General features: G+C 68.2%; 26 protein-coding genes. 12 read left to right on the top strand and 14 right to left on the bottom strand.

Annotated elements, in window-relative coordinates:
• Window positions 1-13: 13 nt before the first annotated feature.
• Window positions 14-502 (bottom strand): FAD synthase family protein, encoded by a 489-nt coding sequence (locus NP511_RS10240; RefSeq protein WP_049965262.1) that lies wholly within the window; start codon window positions 500-502, stop codon window positions 14-16.
• A complete protein-coding gene (locus NP511_RS10235) occupies window positions 499-807 on the bottom strand; it encodes a DUF7521 family protein (RefSeq protein WP_049965263.1) in 309 nt (102 codons plus the stop codon). Before NP511_RS10235 ends, NP511_RS10240 begins: the two co-directional genes overlap by 4 nt.
• Window positions 808-1,185: 378 nt before the next feature.
• Here NP511_RS10235 and NP511_RS10230 point away from each other — a divergent pair, with 378 nt between their 5' ends.
• Window positions 1,186-3,069 (top strand): SLC13 family permease, encoded by a 1,884-nt coding sequence (locus NP511_RS10230; protein ID WP_049965413.1) that lies wholly within the window; start codon window positions 1,186-1,188, stop codon window positions 3,067-3,069.
• A 21-nt stretch (window positions 3,070-3,090) separates the two neighbouring features.
• Here the strand turns inward: NP511_RS10230 and NP511_RS10225 are convergent, their stop codons facing one another.
• The 5 genes from NP511_RS10225 to NP511_RS10205 all read right to left on the bottom strand — a co-directional run bounded on the left by NP511_RS10225 (window position 3,091) and on the right by NP511_RS10205 (window position 7,775).
• Complete coding sequence (locus tag NP511_RS10225; protein WP_049965264.1) at window positions 3,091-3,282, bottom strand: hypothetical protein; 192 nt, start codon at window positions 3,280-3,282, stop codon at window positions 3,091-3,093.
• A 74-nt stretch (window positions 3,283-3,356) separates the two neighbouring features.
• On the bottom strand, window positions 3,357-3,668 hold the full coding sequence (locus NP511_RS10220; RefSeq protein WP_006648452.1) for a hypothetical protein: 312 nt from the start codon (window positions 3,666-3,668) through the stop codon (window positions 3,357-3,359).
• A gap of 84 nt (window positions 3,669-3,752) precedes the next feature.
• Window positions 3,753-4,790, bottom strand: coding sequence for an ABC transporter ATP-binding protein (locus tag NP511_RS10215; protein WP_049965265.1), 1,038 nt, complete (start codon window positions 4,788-4,790; stop codon window positions 3,753-3,755).
• Window positions 4,787-6,688 carry an ABC transporter permease gene (locus tag NP511_RS10210; protein ID WP_049965266.1) on the bottom strand — a complete coding sequence of 634 codons (1,902 nt, stop codon included), beginning with the start codon at window positions 6,686-6,688 and terminating at the stop codon, window positions 4,787-4,789. The genes NP511_RS10215 and NP511_RS10210 overlap by 4 nt, the downstream gene beginning before the upstream one ends.
• 4 nt (window positions 6,689-6,692) lie before the next feature.
• A complete protein-coding gene (locus tag NP511_RS10205; protein WP_049965267.1) occupies window positions 6,693-7,775 on the bottom strand; it encodes a thiamine ABC transporter substrate-binding protein in 1,083 nt (360 codons plus the stop codon).
• 98 nt (window positions 7,776-7,873) lie between these two features.
• Between NP511_RS10205 and NP511_RS10200 the strand changes: the two genes are divergently transcribed.
• The 3 genes from NP511_RS10200 to NP511_RS10190 all read left to right on the top strand — a co-directional run bounded on the left by NP511_RS10200 (window position 7,874) and on the right by NP511_RS10190 (window position 9,930).
• A complete protein-coding gene (locus tag NP511_RS10200; protein WP_049965268.1) occupies window positions 7,874-8,986 on the top strand; it encodes an AI-2E family transporter in 1,113 nt (370 codons plus the stop codon).
• Between the two features lie 84 nt (window positions 8,987-9,070).
• Entirely contained in the window at window positions 9,071-9,283 is a 213-nt protein-coding gene (locus NP511_RS10195) for a hypothetical protein (RefSeq protein WP_049965269.1), read from the top strand.
• Window positions 9,284-9,372: 89 nt separating this feature from the next.
• Window positions 9,373-9,930 carry a DUF5518 domain-containing protein gene (locus NP511_RS10190; protein WP_049965270.1) on the top strand — a complete coding sequence of 186 codons (558 nt, stop codon included), beginning with the start codon at window positions 9,373-9,375 and terminating at the stop codon, window positions 9,928-9,930.
• On the opposite strand, the gene NP511_RS10185 is transcribed toward NP511_RS10190, so the two are convergent.
• The 3 genes from NP511_RS10185 to NP511_RS10175 all read right to left on the bottom strand — a co-directional run bounded on the left by NP511_RS10185 (window position 9,931) and on the right by NP511_RS10175 (window position 12,388).
• A complete protein-coding gene (locus NP511_RS10185) occupies window positions 9,931-11,211 on the bottom strand; it encodes an ABC transporter permease (RefSeq protein WP_049965271.1) in 1,281 nt (426 codons plus the stop codon).
• Entirely contained in the window at window positions 11,208-11,966 is a 759-nt protein-coding gene (locus NP511_RS10180; protein WP_049965272.1) for an ABC transporter ATP-binding protein, read from the bottom strand. Before NP511_RS10180 ends, NP511_RS10185 begins: the two co-directional genes overlap by 4 nt.
• A 110-nt stretch (window positions 11,967-12,076) precedes the next feature.
• On the bottom strand, window positions 12,077-12,388 hold the full coding sequence (locus tag NP511_RS10175; RefSeq protein WP_049965273.1) for a hypothetical protein: 312 nt from the start codon (window positions 12,386-12,388) through the stop codon (window positions 12,077-12,079).
• A 318-nt stretch (window positions 12,389-12,706) separates the two neighbouring features.
• Between NP511_RS10175 and NP511_RS10170 the strand changes: the two genes are divergently transcribed.
• The 3 genes from NP511_RS10170 to rpiA are packed head-to-tail and all read left to right on the top strand — an operon-like array spanning window position 12,707 to window position 15,260.
• Window positions 12,707-13,648 carry an ABC transporter ATP-binding protein gene (locus tag NP511_RS10170; protein WP_084158268.1) on the top strand — a complete coding sequence of 314 codons (942 nt, stop codon included), beginning with the start codon at window positions 12,707-12,709 and terminating at the stop codon, window positions 13,646-13,648.
• Window positions 13,645-14,499: an ABC transporter permease gene (locus NP511_RS10165; protein WP_006648441.1), complete on the top strand. Its 855-nt coding sequence runs from the start codon at window positions 13,645-13,647 to the stop codon at window positions 14,497-14,499. The genes NP511_RS10170 and NP511_RS10165 overlap by 4 nt, the downstream gene beginning before the upstream one ends.
• Before the next feature lie 53 nt (window positions 14,500-14,552).
• Window positions 14,553-15,260, top strand: a complete 708-nt coding sequence (gene rpiA, locus NP511_RS10160; RefSeq protein WP_049965274.1) for a ribose-5-phosphate isomerase RpiA — start codon at window positions 14,553-14,555, stop codon at window positions 15,258-15,260.
• A 22-nt stretch (window positions 15,261-15,282) separates the two neighbouring features.
• Here rpiA and NP511_RS10155 read toward each other — a convergent pair whose 3' ends face one another.
• Complete coding sequence (locus tag NP511_RS10155) at window positions 15,283-15,738, bottom strand: hypothetical protein (protein WP_049965277.1); 456 nt, start codon at window positions 15,736-15,738, stop codon at window positions 15,283-15,285.
• Between the two features lie 117 nt (window positions 15,739-15,855).
• A complete protein-coding gene (locus NP511_RS10150; protein ID WP_004267503.1) occupies window positions 15,856-16,023 on the bottom strand; it encodes a DUF1931 family protein in 168 nt (55 codons plus the stop codon).
• A 298-nt stretch (window positions 16,024-16,321) separates the two neighbouring features.
• Between NP511_RS10150 and larB the strand changes: the two genes are divergently transcribed.
• The 5 genes from larB (at window position 16,322) to NP511_RS10125 (ending at window position 20,172) form a co-directional block, all read left to right on the top strand.
• Window positions 16,322-17,080 carry a nickel pincer cofactor biosynthesis protein LarB gene (gene larB, locus NP511_RS10145; protein ID WP_049965279.1) on the top strand — a complete coding sequence of 253 codons (759 nt, stop codon included), beginning with the start codon at window positions 16,322-16,324 and terminating at the stop codon, window positions 17,078-17,080.
• A gap of 117 nt (window positions 17,081-17,197) precedes the next feature.
• Window positions 17,198-17,347 (top strand): DUF7563 family protein, encoded by a 150-nt coding sequence (locus NP511_RS10140; protein WP_006183067.1) that lies wholly within the window; start codon window positions 17,198-17,200, stop codon window positions 17,345-17,347.
• A gap of 77 nt (window positions 17,348-17,424) precedes the next feature.
• Entirely contained in the window at window positions 17,425-17,673 is a 249-nt protein-coding gene (locus NP511_RS10135; protein ID WP_006183066.1) for a GIY-YIG nuclease family protein, read from the top strand.
• Between the two features lie 88 nt (window positions 17,674-17,761).
• The gene (locus tag NP511_RS10130; protein ID WP_211249103.1) at window positions 17,762-18,715 is read left to right on the top strand and encodes a DUF8054 domain-containing protein; all 954 of its coding nucleotides are present in this window, start codon (window positions 17,762-17,764) and stop codon (window positions 18,713-18,715) included.
• A gap of 62 nt (window positions 18,716-18,777) precedes the next feature.
• Window positions 18,778-20,172 carry a phosphoglucomutase/phosphomannomutase family protein gene (locus NP511_RS10125; protein ID WP_049965281.1) on the top strand — a complete coding sequence of 465 codons (1,395 nt, stop codon included), beginning with the start codon at window positions 18,778-18,780 and terminating at the stop codon, window positions 20,170-20,172.
• 288 nt (window positions 20,173-20,460) lie between these two features.
• On the opposite strand, the gene cysE is transcribed toward NP511_RS10125, so the two are convergent.
• Both cysE and NP511_RS10115 read right to left on the bottom strand, forming a co-directional pair.
• A complete protein-coding gene (gene cysE, locus NP511_RS10120) occupies window positions 20,461-20,976 on the bottom strand; it encodes a serine O-acetyltransferase (RefSeq protein WP_049965282.1) in 516 nt (171 codons plus the stop codon).
• Window positions 20,977-21,171: 195 nt separating this feature from the next.
• A complete protein-coding gene (locus tag NP511_RS10115; RefSeq protein ID WP_049965283.1) occupies window positions 21,172-21,840 on the bottom strand; it encodes a metallophosphoesterase family protein in 669 nt (222 codons plus the stop codon).
• Window positions 21,841-21,943 lie beyond the last annotated feature (103 nt).

Genomic DNA, 21,943 nt, shown 5'->3' with positions numbered 1-21,943 from the left:
ATCACTGCCCCGCTCAGTCGTCCGATTCGGCCTCGAGCGACGGCCGTCGCTCTCCCCGCCGCCGCGCGAGAACCCGGTCGACGATGTCGCTGCTCGAGTGCAGGCGCTCCCCCGTCGGCTCGAGCCCGCTCGCCCGCTCGACGCGACAGTCGATTCCCCACGCTGCAAGCAGCCCGGCGATCTCGTCCTCGTCGTGGTGCTGGTCGTGACCAAGCACGACGACGTCGGGATCGATCTCGCGGATCGGGACCGAGAAGTCCGATGGATGGCCCAACCGGGCGTGATCGACCGCCTCGAGCGCGGCGACGGCGTCCCGACGCTGTTCGCCCGGCAGCACGGGGTCGGGTTTGTGCGTGACGCCCGCCGCGCGGGCGACGATGACGTGGAGTTCGTCGCCCGCGTCCGCGGCCGCCTCGAGGTAGTGAACGTGGCCCGGATGCAGGAGATCGAAGGTGCCCTGGGCGACGACCCGCGTCGCTCGGCCGGACGGTCCGTCGGTCATGTCGATAGCTCCGTGGTTACGGTAATGCCGCCCGTTTCGGCGTACAGCGAGTAGAGCAAGATCGCGAACCCGAGCGCCGTCGCCGAACTCTGGAGGGCGATGCCCAGTCCCATCGTGTCGCCGAGGAGGTGGACGCCGCCGCCGAGGATCGAGCCGACGACGATGACGCCGAAGCCGCCGGCGACGGCACGCAGCGCCGCCGACCCGGTCCGGCGGAAGGCCCGATAGGCGAGCGACGCGATTGCGCCGCCGGTCAGTACCGTCGCCGTGTTCGCGATCGCGATGGGGAGCGTGTACTCGTTCATGACTCGGTGGGTCCGGGGCCGCCGCCCGACTCTCCCGCTCGAGTCGGTCGCCGCGAGAGGCGCTGGGGAGTCGCGGCGACGAGAGGGGGTCGACCGTCGGCCGTCTCCGTACCCGTTCGTCCTCGGAACAGTCACTTGAGTACGCCCACCGGTTCTCGAACCAAAGGAACGTGGCCGATGATGTTCGCCGCATTCCGATGGCCGACCCGCCGCCGATCGCCCGGGAGGACAGCCGATCGCGACGGCGTCGGCGAACCGGGGGCTTCAAGCGGCATCGTCAAGGAATCCGTACTATCAACCGTGACCGGACGTCTCTTCTCCGAGGGCGGAGTCGTACCGCTGGCCGTCGATTCCGGCGGGCTCGCGGTGACGCCCCAGATGCTCGTGGTGTTCGCGATCATCCTTTTGGCGCTGGTACTCTTTATTACCGAGTGGCTGCCGATCGACGTGACCGCCATCCTGATCATGGTGCTGTTGATGATTCTGGGTGCCGATGGCGTCGCGAACTTCACCGAAATCTCGACGACGGAAGGGACCTCCGGGTTCTCCAATTCGGCGACGATCACCGTGCTGGCGATGCTCATTCTGAGTTCGGGGATCAGTCAGACCGGCGTCGTCCAGATCATCGGCCGGAAGATGTCCGCGTTCGCCGGCGAGGACCTCGATAAACAGCTGCTCGCGACGATCGGGGTTAGTGGTCCGATCTCCGGGTTCATCAACAACACCCCCGTCGTCGCGATCCTCGTGCCCGTCGTCTCCGACATCGCTCACAAGGGCAAGACGTCGCCGTCGAAACTGCTGATTCCACTGTCCTACGCCTCGATGTTCGGCGGCATGCTCACGCTGATCGGGACCTCGACGAACATCCTCGCGAGCGACGTCTCCGCGCGCCTCGGCGCGGAGTACCCCGAACTCCACGCCTTCTCGATGTTCGAGTTCACCAAACTCGGCGTCATCGTCCTCCTCGTCGGCAGCCTCTATCTCATGACCGTCGGTCACCGGCTGCTCCCCGAGCGAGTCCCCGTCGACGAGGACTACGTCACGGAGTACGCCATCGGGGAATACCTGACCGAAGCGATCGTCGACGAGGGCTCCCCGATCGTCGGCTCGACGGTCGCCGACGCAATCGATCGCGTCGAGTTCGACGCCGACATCCTGCAGGTCGTCCGCGACGGCGAGGAGTTCATCGAACCCATCGGCCAGAAGACGATCCGCGCCGGCGACACGCTCCGGCTGCGGGCCGACCGGCCGACCGTCCAACAACTCGTCGAACGCGAGACGCTCACGATCGACGGCGGTCCCGAGACCGACGCCGAACTCGAGCCCGAGGACATCTCCGACCGCACGCTGGTCGAGGTCGTCGTCCCCCGGGGCTCCTTCCTCGTGGGTGAGTCGCTCGAGACGTCGACGTTCCGCCAGCGCTACGACGCGACCGTGCTGGCCTTCCGTAGTCGAGGGGAAACGGTCCGCAGCGACATGGACGAACGCCGCATTCGAGTCGGCGACACGCTGTTGGTCCAGGCGGCACCCGACAGCATCGACCGGCTCTCGCAAAACGACGACTTCATCGTTGCCCACGAGCCGGACGAGCCCGATTACCGCACGGAGAAGATCCCTCACGCGGCGGCGATCATGGCCGGCGTCGTCGGCTTCGTCGCCGTCCCGTGGGGGGCCGTCGGGACCGCGCTGGCCGGCGTGACCGGCGTCGCCGCCCTCGAGTCCATGTCGGCGCTGTCCCTGCCGATCATGGTCACCGCGCTGGCCGGCGTCGTCGCGATGGTCGCGTCGGGCGTCCTCAAGCCGACCGAGATCTACGACGCCGTCGAGTGGGACGTGATCTTCCTGCTTGCGGGCATCATCCCGCTGGGGATCGCCTTAGAACAGACCGGCGGGGCCGACCTCCTGGGGTCGCTCGTCGCGTCGACCGGGGCCTACCTCCCGGCGCTCGGCGTCCTCTGGGTGTTCTACCTCGCGACGGGGCTCATCACGGGCGTGATCTCGAACAACGCCAGCGTCGTGTTGATGCTCCCGGTGGCCGTCGAGACCGCCTCCCAGATCGGTGCGAACCCCTTCGCGTTCGTGCTGGCGGTCACCTTCGCGGCCTCGACGGCGTTTCTCACGCCCGTCGGCTACCAGACGAACCTGTTCGTCTACGGCCCCGGCGGCTACAAGTTCATGGACTTCGTCCGGGTCGGCGCGCCGCTGCAGTTCCTGCTCTCGATCGTCACCGTCCTCGGGATCAACTTCTTCTGGGGGCTGTAGCCCTCGCGTATCGCCCGACCGCTACTCGTCGCTCGAGTCGCCTTCCTCGGCCGATTCCTCGTCGTCCGCGGCCGACTCGTCCCCGTCGCCCGCCTCGTCGGCCGGCGGCTCGTCCTCGTCGTCGCGCTCGAGGGCCTCCTCGAGTTCCCGCTCGCGCTGGCGCTCCTCGGCGTCGTCGGCCTGGTCCTCGCGCCCGTCCTTGGTGTCTGCCATAATCCCACACACATCGCCGACGGGGATAACGCTGTGCCATGGCGCTTCAACGCCGTCCGCCCGCCGAGCGCTCGTCACCGGGACCCGACGAGACGACGCGGTCGGCGTCTCGAGGCCGTCGAGACGACCCGAACGAGCGCCGACCCCGGCTCGTAGGCCACGCGGTCGGTCGGGGACTTCGCGGCGACGAGCTTCCAGAAGCCCGGCGCGTCGAGTCGCAGCCGACACAGTCCCCGCTCGTCCGTGCGGGCCGATTTCCGTCCCGCCTCGACGAACGCCCCTTCGACCGGCCGTCGCCGGTCGTCGCGGACGCGAACGGTGAACTCGGTTCCGACGGGTACCTCGTGGCGCTCGAGGTCGACCCGGAGCCGACGAGTAACTTGCATGCAGGTAAGTAACACGATCCGATCGAAAAGCGGCCACCCTGTGTATTCCGGTCCGGAGACGGGGCGCCGCGTCACGCGCGCGGCTCAGTCGGTCGCGACGACGTGGGCATCGTCGGGGTCGAACCCGACCGTCAGTTCGTCGGCTTCGGGGACCGCGGGCAGTTGGAGGACCATCTCGGTCCCGTTCCAGCGGCCGTGGACGCGGACGGTCTCGCCGAGGAACTCGCTGGTTTCGACGGTCATCGGCAGCCGGTTGGTCCCGACGTTCCGGGAGAGCGCACCCGGTCGCACGCAGACGGTGACCCGGTCGGCCCCCGGCGGGACCGCCGACACCGCGAGGGTCTCGCCGCCGACGTCGATCCGCGCCTGGTCCTCCTCTCGAGCCCGAACCGTGCCCTCGAAAACGTTGTTGTCGCCGACGAACTCGGCGACGAACCGCGTCGCGGGCTCGCGGTAGATCGCCTGTGGCCGGCCGACCTGCTCGACCCGGCCGCCGTTCATCACCGCCACGCGATCGGAAATCGCCAGCGCCTCGGCCTGATCGTGGGTGACGTAGACGGTCGTGATTGCGAGTGCCGACTGGATCCGTTTGACCTGCCGGCGCAGCGACTCCCGGAGCTGTGCGTCGAGCGCGCTCATCGGCTCGTCGAGCAAGAGCAGGTCGGGAGCCGGCGCGAGCGCCCGCGCCAGCGCGACCCGCTGGCGCTGCCCGCCCGACAACTGATCGGGGTCGCGCTCGCCCATTCCCTCGAGGTCGACCAGCGCGAGCAGTTCCCGGACGCGTTCGTCGACGGTCTGCCCGTCCGGCGGCTCCCGGAACCGCAGCCCGTAGCCGACGTTCTCGGCGACGCTCATGTGCGGAAACAGCGCGTAGCTCTGGAAGACGACGCCGACGTCTCGCGCCTCCGGCGGGACGCCGTCCATCGCCCGGCCGTCGAATCGGACGGTCCCCGCCGTCGGCGACTCGAAGCCGGCGATGGTCCGCAGCGTCGTCGTCTTCCCGCAGCCCGAGGGGCCGACGAGGGTGAAAAACTCCCCGTCCCGGACCGTCAGGTCGATCCCCTCGAGCGCGACGGTCCCGTCGTAGCGCTTGGCGACGCCCTCGAGTGCGAGGTCGGTCATCGCTCGAACCTCCCGCCGACGCGGTCGACGACGACGAAGCTCGCGGCCGTGACGAACAGCAGGACCGTCCCCATGGCGATCGCGGGACCGGAGCGACGACCGAGATAGCGCTCGACGGCGACCGGCATCGTGTAGGTGTCGCCGCTGCCCGCCAAAATCACCGTCGAAGAGAACTCCCCGATCGAGATGGCGAAGGCGAAGGCCGCGCCGGCGACGATGCCGCTGGCCACGAGCGGCAACTCGACGTCCCGGAGCGCGCGGTACCGGGAGGCACCCAGCGCACGGGCGGACTCGACCATCGCCGGATCCAGGTTCGCGAGCAGCGGCGAGACGTTGCGCGTGACGAACGGGTAGGCCGCGACCGCGTGGGCCGCGACGATCGCGACCGCGCCGGTCACCTGAAACCGCCAGCCGCCGGGCAACGGAATCCCGAAGACCAGTCCTCGGAGCAGGCCGATCCCGAAGACGACGCCGCTGACCGCAAGCGGCAACATCGCCAGCGCGTCGACGACGGCCCCCGCACGGCCCGCCCGGGCAGTTACGACCGAGATCACGACGCCCATCGGGACGGCGACCGCGAGCGTCGCGACGCCAAACAGCAGCGAGTTCCGGATCGCGATCCACGGCAGCGTCTGGTAGCTGGCCCCCTCGAGCTGGCGCTCGAGCAGGAACGCGTAATGGCGACCCGTGAGCCCGCTCCCGTCGGTGACGCTGCCGACGATCAGGCTCGCCATCGGTCCGACGAAGACCACCAGTACGACGAGTCCGTAAGCGACGATCGCCAGCCGGCGCGGCGACAGCGCGGTCCGCAGGTCGGGAACGAGCGGCCGCCTCGCGGTCGACCCGGCCGCACGTGCCAGTCCCGACTGGGCGGACTCGTATCGGAGATAGGCGTACGTCAGTCCCAGCGAGAGCAGCGTCTCGAGGACGGCAAGCGTCGCGGCCTCGCCGTAGGCCAACTGGCGCACCCGGTCGTAGATCCAGACCTCGACGGTCGCCAACTGGAGCCCGCCCAGCGCGAGGACGATGGGGAAGGTCATGAACGTGAAGATGAAGGTCAGCAACGCGCCGGTCAACACTGCGGGAAACAGTTGCGGGACGACCACGTCGCGGAACGCCCGTCGCGGACTCGCGCCGAGGCTGCGGGCCGTCTCGACGGCCCGGCGGTCGACGGACTCCCACGCGGCGACGGTCACGCGGGCCACCAGCGGCGCGTTGTAAAAGGCGTGGGCGACGATCACGATCGCCAGCGGGTTCCACTCGATGAACGGGTACGGCCCGAGCCCGACCAGTCCGAGCAGGCCGTTGAGCGTCCCGCCCCGGCCGAACATCGCGTAGAAGCCGACCGCGACCATGATCCCGGGCAGGACGAAGGGCAGGATCGTCAGCGACCGGACCGTCCGCCGGCCCCGGAACTCGTAGGTCGCCAGGACGTAGGCCGCGGGCAGCCCGAGCGCGACGCTTGCCACCGTCGACAGCGCCGCCTGATAGGCCGTAAAGCCGAACAGTCCCAACCGGACCCCCGGCGTCTCGAGGGCGAGCCACGGCACCGGCAGGTCGAGGCCGGGGATCGGCCGGACGACGGTACCGGACACCGAGACGGCCCCGAGCCAGCCGGCGACGCCCTCGAGATGTGTCCGGACGGCGAGCGGCTCCGCGAGGACGTCCGCGAGCGCCCCGACATAGAACGGATCGGTCAGGACCGCGCGGAAATGGGCGAGCGTCGGCCGGCCCGCCTCGAGGACGGCCTCGACGAAGACGACCCCGACCGGCAGGTAGAGCATGATCGCAAGCACCGCGGCCGTCGCGAGCGCCGCGAGCGAGAGGGCGTGGCGCTCGAGGCGCGACCGGAGGGTCACGACCGCGTTCCGGAGCCCAGGGCGATCCGATGCGGGCACGGGCTTACTGGCTGACGTACTCGCGGGCCCAGTCGTCGACCCAGCCGCCGAGGCTGCCCCGAAGCGCCTCGTAGTCGAATGCGACCGTTTCGGACGGCTCGTGGGCGTACTCGTCGAACGTCGAATCGAGGTCGACGTGATCGTCCGCGACGGCCGGGAACTGGACGTTTCGCTGGGCGATTTCGGCCTGGGGCTCGCTCGAGAGGACGAAATCGAAGAAGTCGTAGGCGACGTCGACGTCCGTCGCTCCCTCGAGGATGCCCATTCCTTCGGGGTTGGCGTAGCCCTGCCCGTTCGGGAACGCGACCTGATGGCGGCTCATCTCGTAATCGAACTCGTTCGCGTACACCTGATCGGTCGAGTAGGAGACGACCATCGCCCGCTCGCCCTCCATGTACGCGCCGCTGTAGGACTCCGTCCAGCCGTCGAGGACGCGAACGCCGTTGTCCTCGAGGTCGCCCCAGTAGTCGAGGTAGCCGCCCTCGCCGTGGGCGTCGATCGTCCACAGCAGGAACGCCCGTCCCGGATCCGAGTTCTGGGCGTTCTGAGCCAGCAACGCGTCCTCGTAGGCCGGCTCGGTCAGGTCCTCGAGCGTCTCGGGTTCGTCGACGAGCGTCTCGTCGTAGACGAGACAGATGTAGCCCGTGTCGTAGGGCAGCACGCGACCGTGGGGGTCGCCCATCTCGAGTTCGTCGCGGATCCGATCGGCGTTGTCGAGCCGATCGACCTCGAGTTCCTGCAGGAGTTCGCCGTCGCCGAGTTCGTCGTCGATCCGGACGAGGTCGTCGACGTTGACCCCGACGTAGGCGTCGGCGTCGATGTCCGCGTTCTCCCGCGCGCTCCGCACGTACTGTGTGAGCCCTTGGTCGGGAACCGTCCACTCGATTTCGGCGTCGTGTTCGGCCTCGAACGCCTCTTTGAGCCACGGCCCGGCCGAGTTCTCCGTGTTGACCATCGAATCGTAGGTCGCGATCCGCAGCGTTCCGTCGTCGCCGTCGCCGTTCCCGCCGCCGTCGCGAGTCAGACAGCCGGCGACGCCGGTGACCGTCCCCGCACCGACCGTCCCGATGAACGTCCGTCGATCCATTACTCGGTGGTTACACTGAGTGGTCTTAAACGGCGTGATCGGCCGATCGGTCCCGTCAATCGGACAAAGACTTTACCGCTCGAGTGAGAGTCTCGGCTGTGACTGGGACCGCTCGCGGGGACGATCGCTCGAGACGAAAGCGCCGCTACGTCCTCGCGGGGATCGTCGTCGCGCTCGGGGTCGTGACCGGCGGGATCCTGCTCGAGGTACTGGGAACGATCCTCTTCGCACTGACGGTTGCCTACGTCCTCATGCCGGTCCAGGGGTGGCTCGTCAGGCGCGGGCTCTCGGAGTGGACGGCCGCGCTCGCGGCGACCGTGATCGGCTTCGCGAGCGCAACCGCCGTCTTCGCGCCGATCGTCGTGACGCTGTACTTCCGCATCGAGGGCGTCCTCGAGGCGGTCGAGGCCCTGCCGCGTGAGCTGTCGATCACGGCCTTCGGGGCGACCCAGACCATCGAGGCCGGTGAGGTTCAATCGATGGCGGTCGATTCCCTGAGCGGCGTCGCGACCGACTTCGCGCTTTCCCTCCCGGTCCTCGCGATCAAGTTCGCGCTGTTTCTCGTCCTCATTTTCGGCGTCCTGCTCAAAGGCGACGAGGCGGGCCGGGCCGCCGTCGCGCCGATCCCCTACGACTATCGCGACGTCGTCTACGCGCTCGCCACGCGGGCTCGAGAAACGCTGTACGCGATCTACGTCCTGCAGGTGGCGACCTCGCTCGCGACGTTCGCCGTCGCCTACCCGCTGTTCTGGGCGCTGGGATACGAGGGCGCGCTGACGCTCGCGATCGTCGCCGCCGTGTTACAGTTCGTGCCGATCATCGGCCCGAGCATGCTGATCGCGCCGATCGCGATCTATCAGGCCGTCGCCGGCGACCTCGTCGCGGCGGCCCTGATCGGCGTCCTCGGTCTCGTCCTCGTCGGCTGGCTCCCCGACGTCGCCGTCCGGCCGCGGCTGGCGCGTCGCTCCGCCGGCCTCCCCGGGAGCCTCTACTTCGTCGGCTTCACCGGCGGGCTCTTTACCCTCGGCCCGATCGGCGTCGTCGTCGGCCCGCTGCTGGTCGCCGTCTTCGTCGAGGCCGTCGACCTGCTGGCCGACGAGGTCAACACCGACGCCACGTTCAGCGAGATCATCGAAGCCGACCTCGAGTCCGATTCCGAGGACACCGAGACGACCTTCGAGGAGTCGAGTCCGCGGACGGCCGACGACTGAGGCCGGGATATCGCTGGCGCGGCCGGTCGCCGTCGGAGCGGGGTGAACGACACGTTAATCCAGTTGGGTAACAAACACGTTCGCATGAAACGTCAGCCCCCGCTTCCCGTCGCCCTCTTGATCGTAGGGATCGCAACCGTCTGTGCGCTCGTCATCGCGTCCGGCTTCCTCGATCCCGAGTGGATGCTCGAGACGCTCGGGCTCGAGCTGTATCTCGGTGCGATCGTCGGGATGCTGGGCTGTGGCGTCCTCTCGTTCTGGTTCGACCTCGCCGGACCCATTCGCCGAGCGCTGTAACGCTGCCTTCGGTTCCCCGCTAATCGATATCGTCACCGTGCCGATCGCTTTCTCCCCACAATTTTTAGGATCCCCGTCATCCGTTCGGTATGGTCACCACTCGGACGCTTCTCAACGCCGTCATCGGTGCCGTCGTCGGTGTCGTCCTCTCGTTCATCCCGTTCTCGACCGTCCTCGGCGGCCTCGTCGCCGGGTTCCTCGAGGGACCGGACGGCCGCGAGGGCGCGATCGTCGGTGCGCTGGCCGGTGCGATCGCGTTCCTGCCGATCGCGGGGCTGGGACTGCTCCTGTTCGGGCTCCTCGGAATCGGCCTCGCCGGCGGGGTTCCGCTCGAGGGGTTCGCGGTGGTCTCGGTCGTGATCGTCGTCGCCGGGTTCTTCGCGCTTGCCTACACGGTCGGGCCGTCCTTGCTCGGCGGCTATCTGGGCGCGTATCTCGCCCGCGAGTATCCCGACCAACACCACCGGACGCGGGCCACCATCGGCTACGAAACGGAGTCGGGTGGGGTTCCCCCCACCGAGGGCGCGCCGACGCGGGACCGCGAGTACGACCGCGACTCGGGAACCGCGGACTCGAGGGAGTTCGGTGCCGATCGAATCGACGACGAACGGGACGACGATCGCGAACGGAACCGCGACCGGTTCTGATCACTCGTAGCGCAGTGCGTCGATCGGGTCCGTCCGCGCGGCCCGCCACGCGGGGTACAGCCCCGCCAGGATCCCCACGAGAATCCCCACGACGACCGCGAGCGCGACGTACTCGAGCGGGTAGACGAGCGGGAGATCGACGTACTCGGCCCCGACGTAGCCGCCGACCAGTCCGAGACCGGTGCCCAGGATCGCGCCGATCACGCCGAGGATCACCGCCTCGGTCAGGAACAGCCCGAGGACGTCGCGGTTCTGCGCCCCGACGGCTTTCATGATCCCGATCTCTCGAGTCCGTTCGGTGACGCTGACGAGCATGATGTTGGCGATGCCGATCGAACCGACCAGCAGGGAGATGGCCGCGATGCCGACGATGAAGTTCCGCAGCAGATCCAGCACGTCCTGGAGCTGCTGGAGCAGTTCCGTACTCGTCCGGAACGTGACCGCGAGGTCGTCGCCGAGCAACTCGCTGGCGTCGGACCGATCGCTCTCGAGGTACTCCGTCGCGCTCTCGCGGGCGGCGTCGATGGCGGCCTCGTCGTCGGACGGGGCCTCGATGATGATCGCGAGGAAGCGGGCCTCACTGCCGTTCCCGTCGCCGCTCTCGTTGCCGCCGCCGGCCCCCAGTCCCGACGCTTGTTCCGTGTAGTAGGGGTCGGTCGGAACGTACACCCGCGGCGAGGACTCGAACCCCTCGAAGGGGCTCAGCCCCTCGCTGGTGTCGGTGATCCCGACCACCTCGACGGTCCGCTGCTGGCCGCCAAGGATCGTCACCGTGAGTTCGTCGCCGACGGTGACGTTCTCCTCGAACTGGTTGGCCGCCGCCGGGTTGAGGACCGCCTCGCGTTCGCCCTGCCGGAACTGTCTCCCCTCCGCCAGTCGCTCCTCGCGGATGTAGGACGGCCCCGAGGCGATCAGTCCGTTCCCCTGCGCGACCGTCTCGTTGCCGTTCGAGATCGCTTGCGTCTGAATCGTCGCGTAGCCGTAGGCCGCCTCGACCTCGTCTAAGTCCCCGACCGCCGCGAGGTCGTCGTCCGTAAACACCGGTTGGGCACCCGCGAGCGGCCCGCCCTCGGTGTCGGGATCGGCGGCCCAGCCGTAGACGTTGCGCTGATCGTCGGGACTGATGTCGCCGATGATACCGGCCTGTAGGCTCGCACCCAGTGTGACGAACGCGATCACCGCCGCGATCCCGATCACGATCCCCAGCGTCGTCAGCGCCGACCGGAGCTTGTGGCCCCGGATCGAGCGCCACGCCAGCCGCAGGCTCTCGAGCGGGTTCACTCGGAATCGGCCTCCGTCGGCTCCGACGAACCCGTTCGGGAGGCCGGCTCCGGTGTGCCGTCGCCCTCGAGTTCCTCGATCCGTTCGATCCGCCCGTCGAGCAGGTGGACGATCCGGTCGGCCCGCTCGGCGACGTGGCGCTCGTGGGTAACGACGATCATCGTCGTCCCGGCGTCGTGGAACTCGTCGAAGAGATCCAGGATCTCGGCCTCGGTGTCGGTATCGAGGTTGCCGGAGGGCTCGTCGGCCAGCACGATCGCCGGGTCGTTGACCAGCGCCCGGGCCAGTGCGACCCGTTGGCGCTGGCCGCCCGACAGTTCGTTGGGCAGGTGATCCCCGCGGTCGGCGAGCCCGACCCGCTCGAGCAGGTCCCGGGCCCGCTCGCGCCGTTCCGTCCGGTCGATCCCCTGAAACAGCTGCGGGAGGGCGACGTTCTCGACGGCGTTCAGTCGGGGCATGAGGTTGAACGTCTGGAAGACGAAGCCGACCTCGGTGCCCCGGAGGCGGGTCCGCTCGCGGTCGTCCAGCGTGTCGACCGCTCGACCGCCGACGACGACCTCGCCCTCCGTCGGGGTGTCCAGACAGCCCACGAGGTTCATCAGCGTCGACTTGCCCGAGCCGCTGGGGCCCATGATCGCCGTGTAGGACCCTTCCGGTACCTCGAGCGAGACGCCGTCGAGCGCGTGGACGGGCTCGCCGATCCGATAGGTCTTGCGGACGTCCGAGAGGGAGACGGCCGTCTCCGCCGTTGCCATGAGCGTTGATCGACGGACGGCTCAAAAAAAAGTTCGGCGTAACGATGTGTCCGCAACGGCGGCCGACTGCACGGACGTCGGGTCTCGGAGTCGGCGACGATCCGGTGGCGCTACCACTCCCCGCTCGTCGCGTCGCCGCCCATCGGCTCCGTCGCCGTCTCGTCGCCTCGGAGGAGGACGTACGCGATGACGGCGAGGATACCGATCGGGAAGACGACGAACAGCAACGCGCCGACGCCGACGGCCCACGCGAGTTCGTTGTTCTCGCGTTTCGCGGCGTCCTTGTACACCCAGTAGGCGACGCCGACCGTGATCGCGACGGCGATGACGAAGCCGATCACCATCGCGGCGAGCATCGTCGTCGAGTCGACGGGGAGTTCTTCACCGCTGGACTGGAGCGGAAGGAGGGCGAGTTGCAACATTATACCACCCGGCTCGAGCGGCGGGTCGGTCGTCGAGCGGGACCATGTTGCCGATCGGGACCGGCGTAATCGGCGGGGTGGAGAGCAGGGTCTCGCATACAAGTGATTGTGTCCCAACAGGTACTATAGCTCTTCCGATCCGATTCCGAAATTGACAATACGTCCTCGCTGCCGGGACGGATATCGTAGCCGCTGAAACGATTGACACACTGATTGCAACGCTGTCGTACGATCAGGTTCGCAGTGAGTTTCAGTGGCGACTATCGTTCCGGCATGCAGAAAGTTATTTGTCACCCAAAATAGTAGTATAGTTAAACAGTGCCCTCCATCGATATATCCAACGTGACGAAACGGTACGGTACCGAAACGGCACTCGACGGACTCTCGCTGTCCGTCGAGCGCGGCGAAATATACGGCTTTCTCGGTCCCAACGGGGCCGGTAAGTCGACAACGATCAACCTCCTATTGGACTTCATTCGGCCGACTACCGGCGAGGTTCGGGTGTTCGACCTCGATGCGCAGGCGGACTCCCTCGAGATCCGCCAGCGAACCGGTATCCTTCCCGAGGGCGCCGAACTCTACGAGCGCCTGACCGGCCGCCAGCACGTCGAGTTCGCGATCGAGTCCAAGGGGGCCGACGACGACCCCGACGAACTCATCGAGCGGGTCGGTCTCTCGCCCGACGCGGCCGCGAAGAAGGCCGGCGGCTACTCGAAGGGGATGGCCCAGCGGCTCACCTTCGCGACGGCCCTGGTCGGCGAGCCCGACCTCCTGATCTTAGACGAGCCCTCCACCGGCCTCGACCCCAACGGGGCTCGCCGAATGCGCGAGATCATCCGCGAGGAAAACGAACGCGGCGCGACCGTCTTCTTCTCGAGTCACGTCCTCGGGCAGGTCGAGGCGGTCTGTGACCGCGTCGGCATCCTCCGGGACGGCGACCTGATCACCGAGGACACCGTCGAGGGACTGCGCGACTCGATGCCCGACCAGACCAGACTCCGCGTGACCCTCGATCGGATCCCCGACGACTCGGATGCTGCCCTCGCAGCGGTCGAGGCGATCGACGGCGTCTCCTCGGTGACCCCGGAGGGACGGTCCCTCGTCGTCGCCTGCGAGGACCGCGCCAAGACCGAGGTCCTCCACGTCGTCGAGGAGTACGGCGTCACTGTCGAGGACTTCGAGACCGACGAGTCCTCGCTCGAGGACCTGTTCGTCGCCTACACTACGGGGGCCGACGGCGGCCGGGAGGTGGTTCGATGAGCGCGATCACCGTCGCGAAGAAGGACTTTCGTGACGCGGTCCGGTCGCGCCTGCTGCTGGGACTGACCGCGCTCTTTGCCCTGTTTACCGTCGGCGGAGCCGCGCTGGCCTCGTGGGCTTCCGGGTTGTTTTCGGAGGGTGGCGGCGAGTCGACGATCGGACTGATCTTCGCGTTGCAGACGCCGGCGGGCTTTCTCGTGCCCGTGATCGCACTGATCGTCGGCTACGGTGCGATCGCGGGCGAACGCGAGACCGGGAGCCTGAAGTTCCTGCTCGGACTGCCCCACCGCCGTCGGGACGTCGTCCTCGGGAAGGTCCTCGGTCGAACGGGCGTCGTCGCAGTGTCGATCCTGATCGGCTTCGCCGTCGGCCTGATCGGGCTCGTCGCCTTCGTCGGCGAGGTTTCGCCCGTCGACTATCTCGCCTTTACGCTGGTGACGGTCGCTTTCGGGTTCGTCTACGTCTGTCTCGGCGTCGGCATCTCCGCGATGACCCGGTCGACGACCAAGGCCGCCGTCGGCGCGATCGCACTCGTGGTCCTGTTCAAAGCCCTCTGGGGAATACTCTCACAGGTCCTGCTCTACGCCATCGAGGGAACGTTCCTTCCCGAGACGTTCCCCGGCTGGTACCTCGTCTTCAACTCCATCACGCCGGATGCCGCCTACGGCTCCGCGATCGGGTTCGTCCTCCGCGAATCGCAGTTCACCTCGGCGGGTGCCTACGAGTCACAGGGACTGATCGAGAGCGTGCCGCTGGTGGCCGAGCCGTGGTTCGGTTTCGTGATCCTTGCCGTCTGGGCGCTCCTGCCGCTGGCACTGGGTCTCTGGGGGTTCGGACGAGCGGATCTCTGAGCGGCCGATCGCGAATTACAACGTTTTTGCCCTCGCCGCTCCCGTGAGGTGGTATGAAGACGGCAGGTGGCTCCGACGCGGCGAAACGACGGGCCGGCGAACGCGCGGCCGAGGACGTCGCCGACGGGTTCGTCGTCGGCCTCGGCACCGGCTCGACGACCGCCTATGCGATCCGCGCGCTCGGCCGGGCCGTCGACGACGGCCTCGAGATCCGGGGGATCCCGACTTCCTTCCAGTCCCGCCAGTTGGCTCTCGAGGTCGGCATCGAACTCACGGACCTCGACGCGGTCGACGGCCTCGATCTGGCGATCGACGGGGCGGATCGGGTCGTCGACGACCCGGACGCGGCCGCACACGGCGCGTTGATCAAGGGTGGCGGCGCGGCACACGCACGCGAGAAACTCGTGGACGCGGCGGCCGACCGGTTCGTCGTCGTCGCCGACCCCTCGAAGCTGACCACTCGCCTCGAGCGGTCGGTCCCGGTCGCCGTCCTTCCGGACGCCCATACCGTCGTCGCGGACCGGATTCGGGACCTCGGCGGCGAGCCGACGCTCCGAGATGCCGGCGAGAAGGACGGCCCGGTCGTGACCGACAACGGCAATCTCGTCCTCGACTGTGCGTTCGGCGCGATCGACGATCCCGACGAACTGGCGGCGCGGCTCTCGGCGATTCCGGGTGTGGTCGAACACGGGCTGTTCGTCGGTATGGCCGACGCGACCTACGTCGGCACCGACGACGGCGTCGAGGTCCGCCGGTACTGAAACGGTTTCGGGCTGGAGCCCCTTACCGCGCCGGGAGCGGGAGCCGACCCGACGACTCCGCGATCTCGGATTCCCGTTGCTCGGTCGCCGACTCCTCGTTCGTACTCCGCGAGAGCAGCGTCACGGTCAGATAGAGGACGCCGAGCAGCCGCGCCGCGGGCTCGACCCACGGCCGCAACTCGAGGTCGTCGGTGTTCGCGTAGACCAGGTGCTGGCTGAGGTCGATGACCGGTCGCGGGACGAGGACGAGCGTCAGTCCGGCGAGCCCGAGCAGCCCGGAAACCAGCGCCGATCCCTGCCGGCCGCGGACGAGCAGCCAGACGAAGACCAGCCCCTCGAGCCGAGCGCCGGCGAGCGCGAGCGGCCGCGGTTGGGGCTCGCCGGGGTTTCGGAGGCCGATCCGTTCGCAGGCGGCGATCACCGGTTCGGGTTTCACGATCTCGAGGAGGCCGAAGCCGATCAGCAGTCTGCGCAACATATCCGTCCGTATCACGGCATCGGGCAAAAAACTCGAGCCGGCAACGTCGCCCGGGTGTCGGCCGGCGACAGCTATCGCTATCGACCGTAGCGTCCGAAAAAATTGGGGTGGCGTCCCTTACAGGTCGCGGGGCTGGACCGTTTTCCGGTCGTTGGCTTCCGCGCGTCGGGCGGCGTCCTCGAGAAGCTCGTCGACTTCCTCGTCGAGTGCGTCGTAGAAGTCGGAGGCAACGTTTTTGTCATCGAGCGCTTCCTTTACGGCGGCTTTGACGATAAGATCTGCCATACGGTGTATCGGTTTCGCATAACTCCATATAAGAATTTTGGTTAGCAGCGGAAATACGGGGGTTGCAGCGGTTGATTCGCCCGTTTCGACCACCGATTTCACCGGAAAGTATATGGCATATGAGTGGCGGCCCCGCCGAACGGGGGTCGCGAATCGGCTGAGTTGCCTCGCGCGCGGTCCTCCGGGGCTCGCACGTACGTTACGAGATCACAAGATCCTCGACGGCGTCCGCGCCGTGACTCGTCCCGGACCGACCGCCAGCCGACGCATTCGAGTACGTCGACCCCGGAACGGCGGTATGCGCGAACTCCTCGAGGCCGTGGCCGACGGCGACCTGTCGCCGGCCGAGGCCGAAGCCGAACTCAGGGGGTACGTGGTCGGCGAGGCGGGCCGGTTCGACGCGGCCCGTCGACAGCGCCGCGGGATCCCGGAAGCGATCTTCGCGGAGGGGAAGTCGGCCGAACAGGTCGTCGCGCTCGCCGAAACCGCCCTCGAGACGACGGGCCGAGCGCTGCTGACGCGTCTGTCGGAGCCGCAGTTCGACGCGCTCAGGGATCACTTCGCAGCGACCGCCCCCGACGCGACGCTCGAGCGCCGGAGCGCGACGGCGCGAGTGCTGGCTCCCGACTACGAGCCGCCGTCGCTCGATGCGACGGTGGGGATCGCCACCGGCGGGACGGTCGACGAAGCGGTTGCCGACGAGGCCGAAACCGTCCTGCTGGACGCGGGCGTGACGGTCGATCGCGTCGACGACATCGGCGTCGCCGCGCTGTCCCGAACCCTCGACCAACTCGACCGGCTCCGCGGGGCTGACGTGTTGATCGTCGTCGCCGGCCGAGAGGGTGCGTTGCCGACCGTCGTCGCCGGCCTCGTTGATACGCCGGTCATCGGTGTCCCCGTCGCGAGCGGCTACGGCTACGGTGGCGACGGCGAGGCGGCGCTTGCCGGGATGCTCCAGTCCTGTACCGTCCTCTCGGTCGTCAACGTCGACGCGGGCTTCGTCGCCGGAGCACAGGCGACCCTCATCGCCCGTGCGATCGCCGCCGGCCGCGACTGAGCCCTACCCCGTTCGGCAAAAATAGTTTCCACAACCCAAAAGCCAAACAGTGTTTGGAGAAGGCTATTTAACCGTACACCCGGTATATCCGGGTACCGGCTCCGGCCGGTGTGACCAATGCCCAAGTGTGACCACTGCGGCGCGCACGTTTCCGAACGGTTCGCACGCGTCTTCGCCGACGAACGCGGCGAGATCCACGCGTGTGTCAGTTGTTCGGCCAACGCCGGCATCGCTGAAGCCGCGAAAGAGCGCGCTCGCGGCACCTGACCATCGCGATCGATCACGACTACCACGCGCCCCCACGGACGAGACGCTTTTTAGGCTGGTCTCCCTGCTCACGACCGATGGCCGATCACGTCGTCTACGTCCTCGAGTGTGCCGACGGCTCCCTCTATACCGGCTACACGACCGACCTCGAGCGACGCGTCGCCGAACACGATGCGGGCGAGGGCGCGAAGTACACCCGCGGTCGGACGCCGGTCGAACTCCGCTACCACGAGCGCTTCGACTCGAAATCGGCGGCGATGTCCCGCGAGTACGAGATCAAACAACTCTCACGAACTGAGAAGGAACGGCTCGTGGGCCTCGAGTAACGCCGGTCACGACGAATGTCTCGCCGGTCATTTCCCTCTGACACACGCCGAAAAATAGATACCCATCGGGAATGACAGTTCTCTCGAGATGCAAATCGACGTCGTCGACGAACTCAGACAACCGGAGTACACCGGCGACAACCGGTGTGAGCCCTGTACAGTCCTGAACCTGGTTATCGCGGCGATACTCGGCTCGATCGTCGCCCGCAAATCCCGTCTCGGCGGACTGGTCGCCGTCGGCGTTTCGATCGCGCTGATCTACCTCCGTGGGTATCTCGTCCCCGGGACGCCGACGCTGACCAAGCGGTACCTCCCGCCTGCAGTACTGCGCTGGTTCGGCAAGGATCCCGAGCCCACGGTCGCGAGCGGCCTCGGCGGCGGCCCGACGACCGAAACCGACCGCGATTCGACGGCGGACGACGCGGTCACGTTCGACGAGGACGCGGCCGTCGCGACCGACGACACGACGTCAGCCGCCGACGGCGACGGGACCGCCGCTGCCGGAGCTGACGCCGATCCTGTCGCCGATCTCGAGACGTTCTTCCTCGAGAACGACGTCCTCGAGCCCTGCGAGGATCGCGACGATCTCTGTCTCACCGACGAGTTCGAAGCCGTCTGGTTCGGCGAGATCGACCCGCTCGCTGAGTCGGGGGTCGACGTCGAGGCGGCCGTCGACGCCTTCGGGTTCGACGCCGACCCCGAGCGGTTCGAACTCAGCGAACACGGGGAGGCATACCGACTGCTCTCGCAGACCGGCGCGGCCGGCCGCTGGCCTTCCCACGCCGCCCTGCTCGCCGACGTTGCCGCCAGCCGCGCGCTCGCGTCGTGGACCGACGACTGGGACGCCTATGCGCCCGAGACGAAAGGCGAAGTCCTCAACGGACTCCGGATGTTCCTCGAGACCTGTCCCTCCGGCGGCGACGTCCGGATGGGCGAGGAGGTCGTCGAGTCCTGCTGTAGCTCCCACGAAGTGATCGCGGTCACCTGCGAGGACACCGGCGAGCGGCTCTTCGAGCAGCGACTCGCGGACGTCGACGCCTGATCGCTTCCGACCGGCCCCGTCGTCCCGTCGCTTTTTTCGCGCCGGCCCTCGACCACCGGTGCATGGAGTCGATCAGCTTCGGTACCGACGGTTGGCGGGCGACGCTCGAGGAGTTCACGTCGCCCCGCGTTCGGATGGTGGGGCAAGCGGTCGCGACGTATCTCACCGACGAGGGCCTCGAGGGACCGGTCGCGGTGGGGTACGACGCCCGCGAGGGTTCGCGGGGGTTCGCCGAGGAACTGGCACGGGTGCTGTGTGCCAACGGGTTCGACGTCCTGCTCGCCGATCGGGACCGACCGACGCCGCTCGTCGCCTACGCCATCGCCGACCGTGACCTCGCCGGCGGGCTGGTGATCACCGCCTCGCACAACCCGCCGGAGTACAACGGCGTCAAGTTCATCCCCGGCGACGGCGCGCCGGCCCTCCCCGACGTTACCGACGCCATCGCCGACCGGCTCGCCGAGCCAGATCCGCTCCCCGAGGCCGACCACGGGGCCGTCACCGAGGTCGACTTCGCAGGGCCACACGCCGACGCCGCCCTCGAGCTGGTCGAATCGATGGCCGGCGACGTCGACCTCGCCGACCGCACCGTCGCCTACGACGCCATGCACGGCAGCGGCCGCGGGACCACCGACGCCCTGCTCGAGCGGGCCGGCGCGTCCCTCGAATGCCTGCGCTGCGAGCCCGACCCCGAGTTCGGCGGCGGCGCGCCGGAACCGGCCGCCGAGAACCTCGAGACGCTGATCGACCTCGTCACCGCCGACGACACCGCGCCGGAGCTGGGGATCGCCAACGACGGCGACGCCGACCGCATCGCCGTCGTCACGCCCGAGCGGGGCTATCTCGACGAGAACCTCTTTTTCGCCGCGCTCTACGACTACCTGCTCGAGACGGACTCGGGGTCGGCGGTCCGGACCGTCTCCACGACCTACCTGATCGACCGGGTCGCCCAGTCCCACGGCGAGACGGTCCACGAGGTCCCGGTCGGCTTCAAGTGGGTCGCGCAGGCGATCGGCGAGTACGACGCGCTGGTCGGCGGCGAGGAGTCGGGCGGGTTCACCGTCCGGGGCCACGTCCGCGAGAAAGACGGCGTCCTCATGGCGCTGCTCGCAGCCGTGATGCACGCCGCGGAGCCGATCGACGACCGGGTCGATCGCCTGCTCGAGGCCCACGGGACCGTCGTTCAGGACAAGATCAGCGTCGACTGTCCCGACGACGAGAAGTCGCGGGTACTCGCCGACCTCGAGGACGTGATCCCCGAGACCGTCGCGGGGACCGCCGTCGAGGACATCAACACCGCCGACGGGTTCAAGCTGCTGCTGGCCGACGGCTCGTGGCTGCTGGTGCGTCCCAGCGGCACCGAGCCCGTGCTGCGGGTCTACGCCGAGGCCGAAGACGAGGCGCGGGTGAGGGAGTTGCTCGAGGCGGGTCGGGAACTGGTCGAACCGCTGGTGTGAGTAACCGCATCTGTTGAACGGTTTGCGTAGGCAGCAGTTCCGGGGTTCAGCGCGTTCTGCTATCGTGGCAACAGGGAGCGGCCACGCCCTCCCCAGCCGATTCGCTCGTTCCTTCCAGTCACTCGCTCATCCCTCGCGCAGTGTCATCGATCGCCCTCGCTAGCGCTCGGTCGATCGACAGTACGCGCCACCGCAGACGACAATTGGCTTGCAGTGAGACGCCTTTCACGTGTCTGTTTGAGGCGTCGGTCGGGCGTGCTGGATGAGGCGATCCGTTTCCTCGATCCCTCAGTCGACCCGCTCTGCGGGGACGCCGACGACGGTCGCACCGTCCGGAACGTCGCTCGTGACGACCGAGCCGGCGCCGACGGCCGCGTCCTCGCCGATCGTGATGTCCCCCAAAAGCGTCGCGTTCGCGCCCAGTTGCGCGCCGTCCTCGACGGTCGGGTGGCGCTTGACCGGTTCGTTCGTGTCGCCGCCGAGCGTGACGCCGTGATACATGTGAACGTCGTCGCCGATTTCGGCCGTCTCGCCGACGACCACGCCCATCCCGTGGTCGATCGTCACCCGGCGGCCGAGTTCGGCGGCCGGATGGATCTCGACGCCGGTCAGCCAGCGCACCAGATGCGAGATCAGTCGTGCGAGCAACCGGAACCCGCCGCCGCGGTTCCAGCAACGGTGGGCGAGCCGATACCCCCAGACCGCGTGTAGCCCCGAGTAACACAACAGGACCTCGAGTCGCCCCTTCGCGGCGGGGTCGCGCTCGGCCATCGCCCGGACGTCCTTACGCACGCGCTCGAACATCGGTCTCCGTCGCGGCGGCGGTCTCGCGGCGACGCGTGCGGTGCGGGGACGGCAAGCGACAACACCGGCCCACGGCGCGACGGGGTCGGTTCCGAGCGGGACGCGCGGTGTGGCCGATGGATACCATGTCCGGCAGTAGCAGCGGGGTGAGTGTAAAAGGGTTCGTTTCGGGGTGCCGACCGCGTCGCTCGAGTCCTATTTCCCGCGGGCCAGCCGGGTGCCGATGCGACTCGGCAGTCCGGCCTCCTCGACGGCCGCCTGGACGGCGTCGATATCGTACTCGACGCGGTGGGTCTCGACGGTCAGCGCGTCGAGATCGACGACCGCGTAGCCGGCCCGCGGGTCCCCGTCGCGGGGCTGGCCGACGCTACCCGGGTTGACGACGATCCCCTCCCCGAACCGTTCGACGCCCTGCACGTGGGTGTGGCCGAGTACCAGCACGTCCTCGTCGCCGAGCATCCGTTCGGTGAACTCCTCCGGGTAGGTGTAGCGCGTGTAGCGGTCGGGATCGTCCGGGTGACCGTGAACCAACTTCACCCGGCCGTCGCACGCGAGTCGCTCGGCCGGGAGGTCGGCCAGCCACTCGAGCTGGTCGTCGGATAGTGTCGCCTTCGCGTGGTCGACGCCGGCCTTGGCCATGCCGTTGAACCGGAACGGGGTATCCCCGGCGACGGCAGCGTCGTGATTACCCATCACCGTCGGCACGTCCCGCGCACACAGTTCGTCGACGCAGTCGCCGGGCCAGGGGTTGTAGCCGACCACGTCGCCCGCACAGCACAGTACGTCGACCGCGGGCATGTCCGCGAGGACGGTCTCGAGCGCGACCCGGTTGCCGTGGACGTCAGAGACGAGTCCGACCTTCATGGACGAGGATAGCGCCGCGAGGGGCTTGTAGGTTGGCCGACCGGTCGTCGGCAGCGAGCATCTCGAACGGGGACCGCCGCTCAGGAACGGCCAACGGACACGA

The sequence above is a fragment of the Natrinema thermotolerans genome, assembly GCF_031165565.1.
In the GTDB taxonomy this organism is placed as follows: domain Archaea; phylum Halobacteriota; class Halobacteria; order Halobacteriales; family Natrialbaceae; genus Natrinema; species Natrinema thermotolerans.
Note: the sequence above shows the minus strand (reverse complement) of the source record. Positions and strands in the feature narration are given on the sequence as shown.

Coding starts and splice junctions, on each gene's coding strand:
- NP511_RS10240 (WP_049965262.1), bottom strand. CDS start 502: ATGACCGACGGACCGTCCGGCCGAGCGACGCGGGTCGTCGCCCAGGGC.
- NP511_RS10235 (WP_049965263.1), bottom strand. CDS start 807: ATGAACGAGTACACGCTCCCCATCGCGATCGCGAACACGGCGACGGTA.
- NP511_RS10230 (WP_049965413.1), top strand. CDS start 1,186: ATGCTCGTGGTGTTCGCGATCATCCTTTTGGCGCTGGTACTCTTTATT.
- NP511_RS10225 (WP_049965264.1), bottom strand. CDS start 3,282: ATGGCAGACACCAAGGACGGGCGCGAGGACCAGGCCGACGACGCCGAG.
- NP511_RS10220 (WP_006648452.1), bottom strand. CDS start 3,668: ATGCAAGTTACTCGTCGGCTCCGGGTCGACCTCGAGCGCCACGAGGTA.
- NP511_RS10215 (WP_049965265.1), bottom strand. CDS start 4,790: ATGACCGACCTCGCACTCGAGGGCGTCGCCAAGCGCTACGACGGGACC.
- NP511_RS10205 (WP_049965267.1), bottom strand. CDS start 7,775: ATGGATCGACGGACGTTCATCGGGACGGTCGGTGCGGGGACGGTCACC.
- NP511_RS10195 (WP_049965269.1), top strand. CDS start 9,071: ATGAAACGTCAGCCCCCGCTTCCCGTCGCCCTCTTGATCGTAGGGATC.
- NP511_RS10190 (WP_049965270.1), top strand. CDS start 9,373: ATGGTCACCACTCGGACGCTTCTCAACGCCGTCATCGGTGCCGTCGTC.
- NP511_RS10180 (WP_049965272.1), bottom strand. CDS start 11,966: ATGGCAACGGCGGAGACGGCCGTCTCCCTCTCGGACGTCCGCAAGACC.
- NP511_RS10175 (WP_049965273.1), bottom strand. CDS start 12,388: ATGTTGCAACTCGCCCTCCTTCCGCTCCAGTCCAGCGGTGAAGAACTC.
- NP511_RS10165 (WP_006648441.1), top strand. CDS start 13,645: ATGAGCGCGATCACCGTCGCGAAGAAGGACTTTCGTGACGCGGTCCGG.
- rpiA (WP_049965274.1), top strand. CDS start 14,553: ATGAAGACGGCAGGTGGCTCCGACGCGGCGAAACGACGGGCCGGCGAA.
- NP511_RS10155 (WP_049965277.1), bottom strand. CDS start 15,738: ATGTTGCGCAGACTGCTGATCGGCTTCGGCCTCCTCGAGATCGTGAAA.
- NP511_RS10150 (WP_004267503.1), bottom strand. CDS start 16,023: ATGGCAGATCTTATCGTCAAAGCCGCCGTAAAGGAAGCGCTCGATGAC.
- larB (WP_049965279.1), top strand. CDS start 16,322: ATGCGCGAACTCCTCGAGGCCGTGGCCGACGGCGACCTGTCGCCGGCC.
- NP511_RS10140 (WP_006183067.1), top strand. CDS start 17,198: ATGCCCAAGTGTGACCACTGCGGCGCGCACGTTTCCGAACGGTTCGCA.
- NP511_RS10135 (WP_006183066.1), top strand. CDS start 17,425: ATGGCCGATCACGTCGTCTACGTCCTCGAGTGTGCCGACGGCTCCCTC.
- NP511_RS10130 (WP_211249103.1), top strand. CDS start 17,762: ATGCAAATCGACGTCGTCGACGAACTCAGACAACCGGAGTACACCGGC.
- NP511_RS10125 (WP_049965281.1), top strand. CDS start 18,778: ATGGAGTCGATCAGCTTCGGTACCGACGGTTGGCGGGCGACGCTCGAG.
- cysE (WP_049965282.1), bottom strand. CDS start 20,976: ATGTTCGAGCGCGTGCGTAAGGACGTCCGGGCGATGGCCGAGCGCGAC.
- NP511_RS10115 (WP_049965283.1), bottom strand. CDS start 21,840: ATGAAGGTCGGACTCGTCTCTGACGTCCACGGCAACCGGGTCGCGCTC.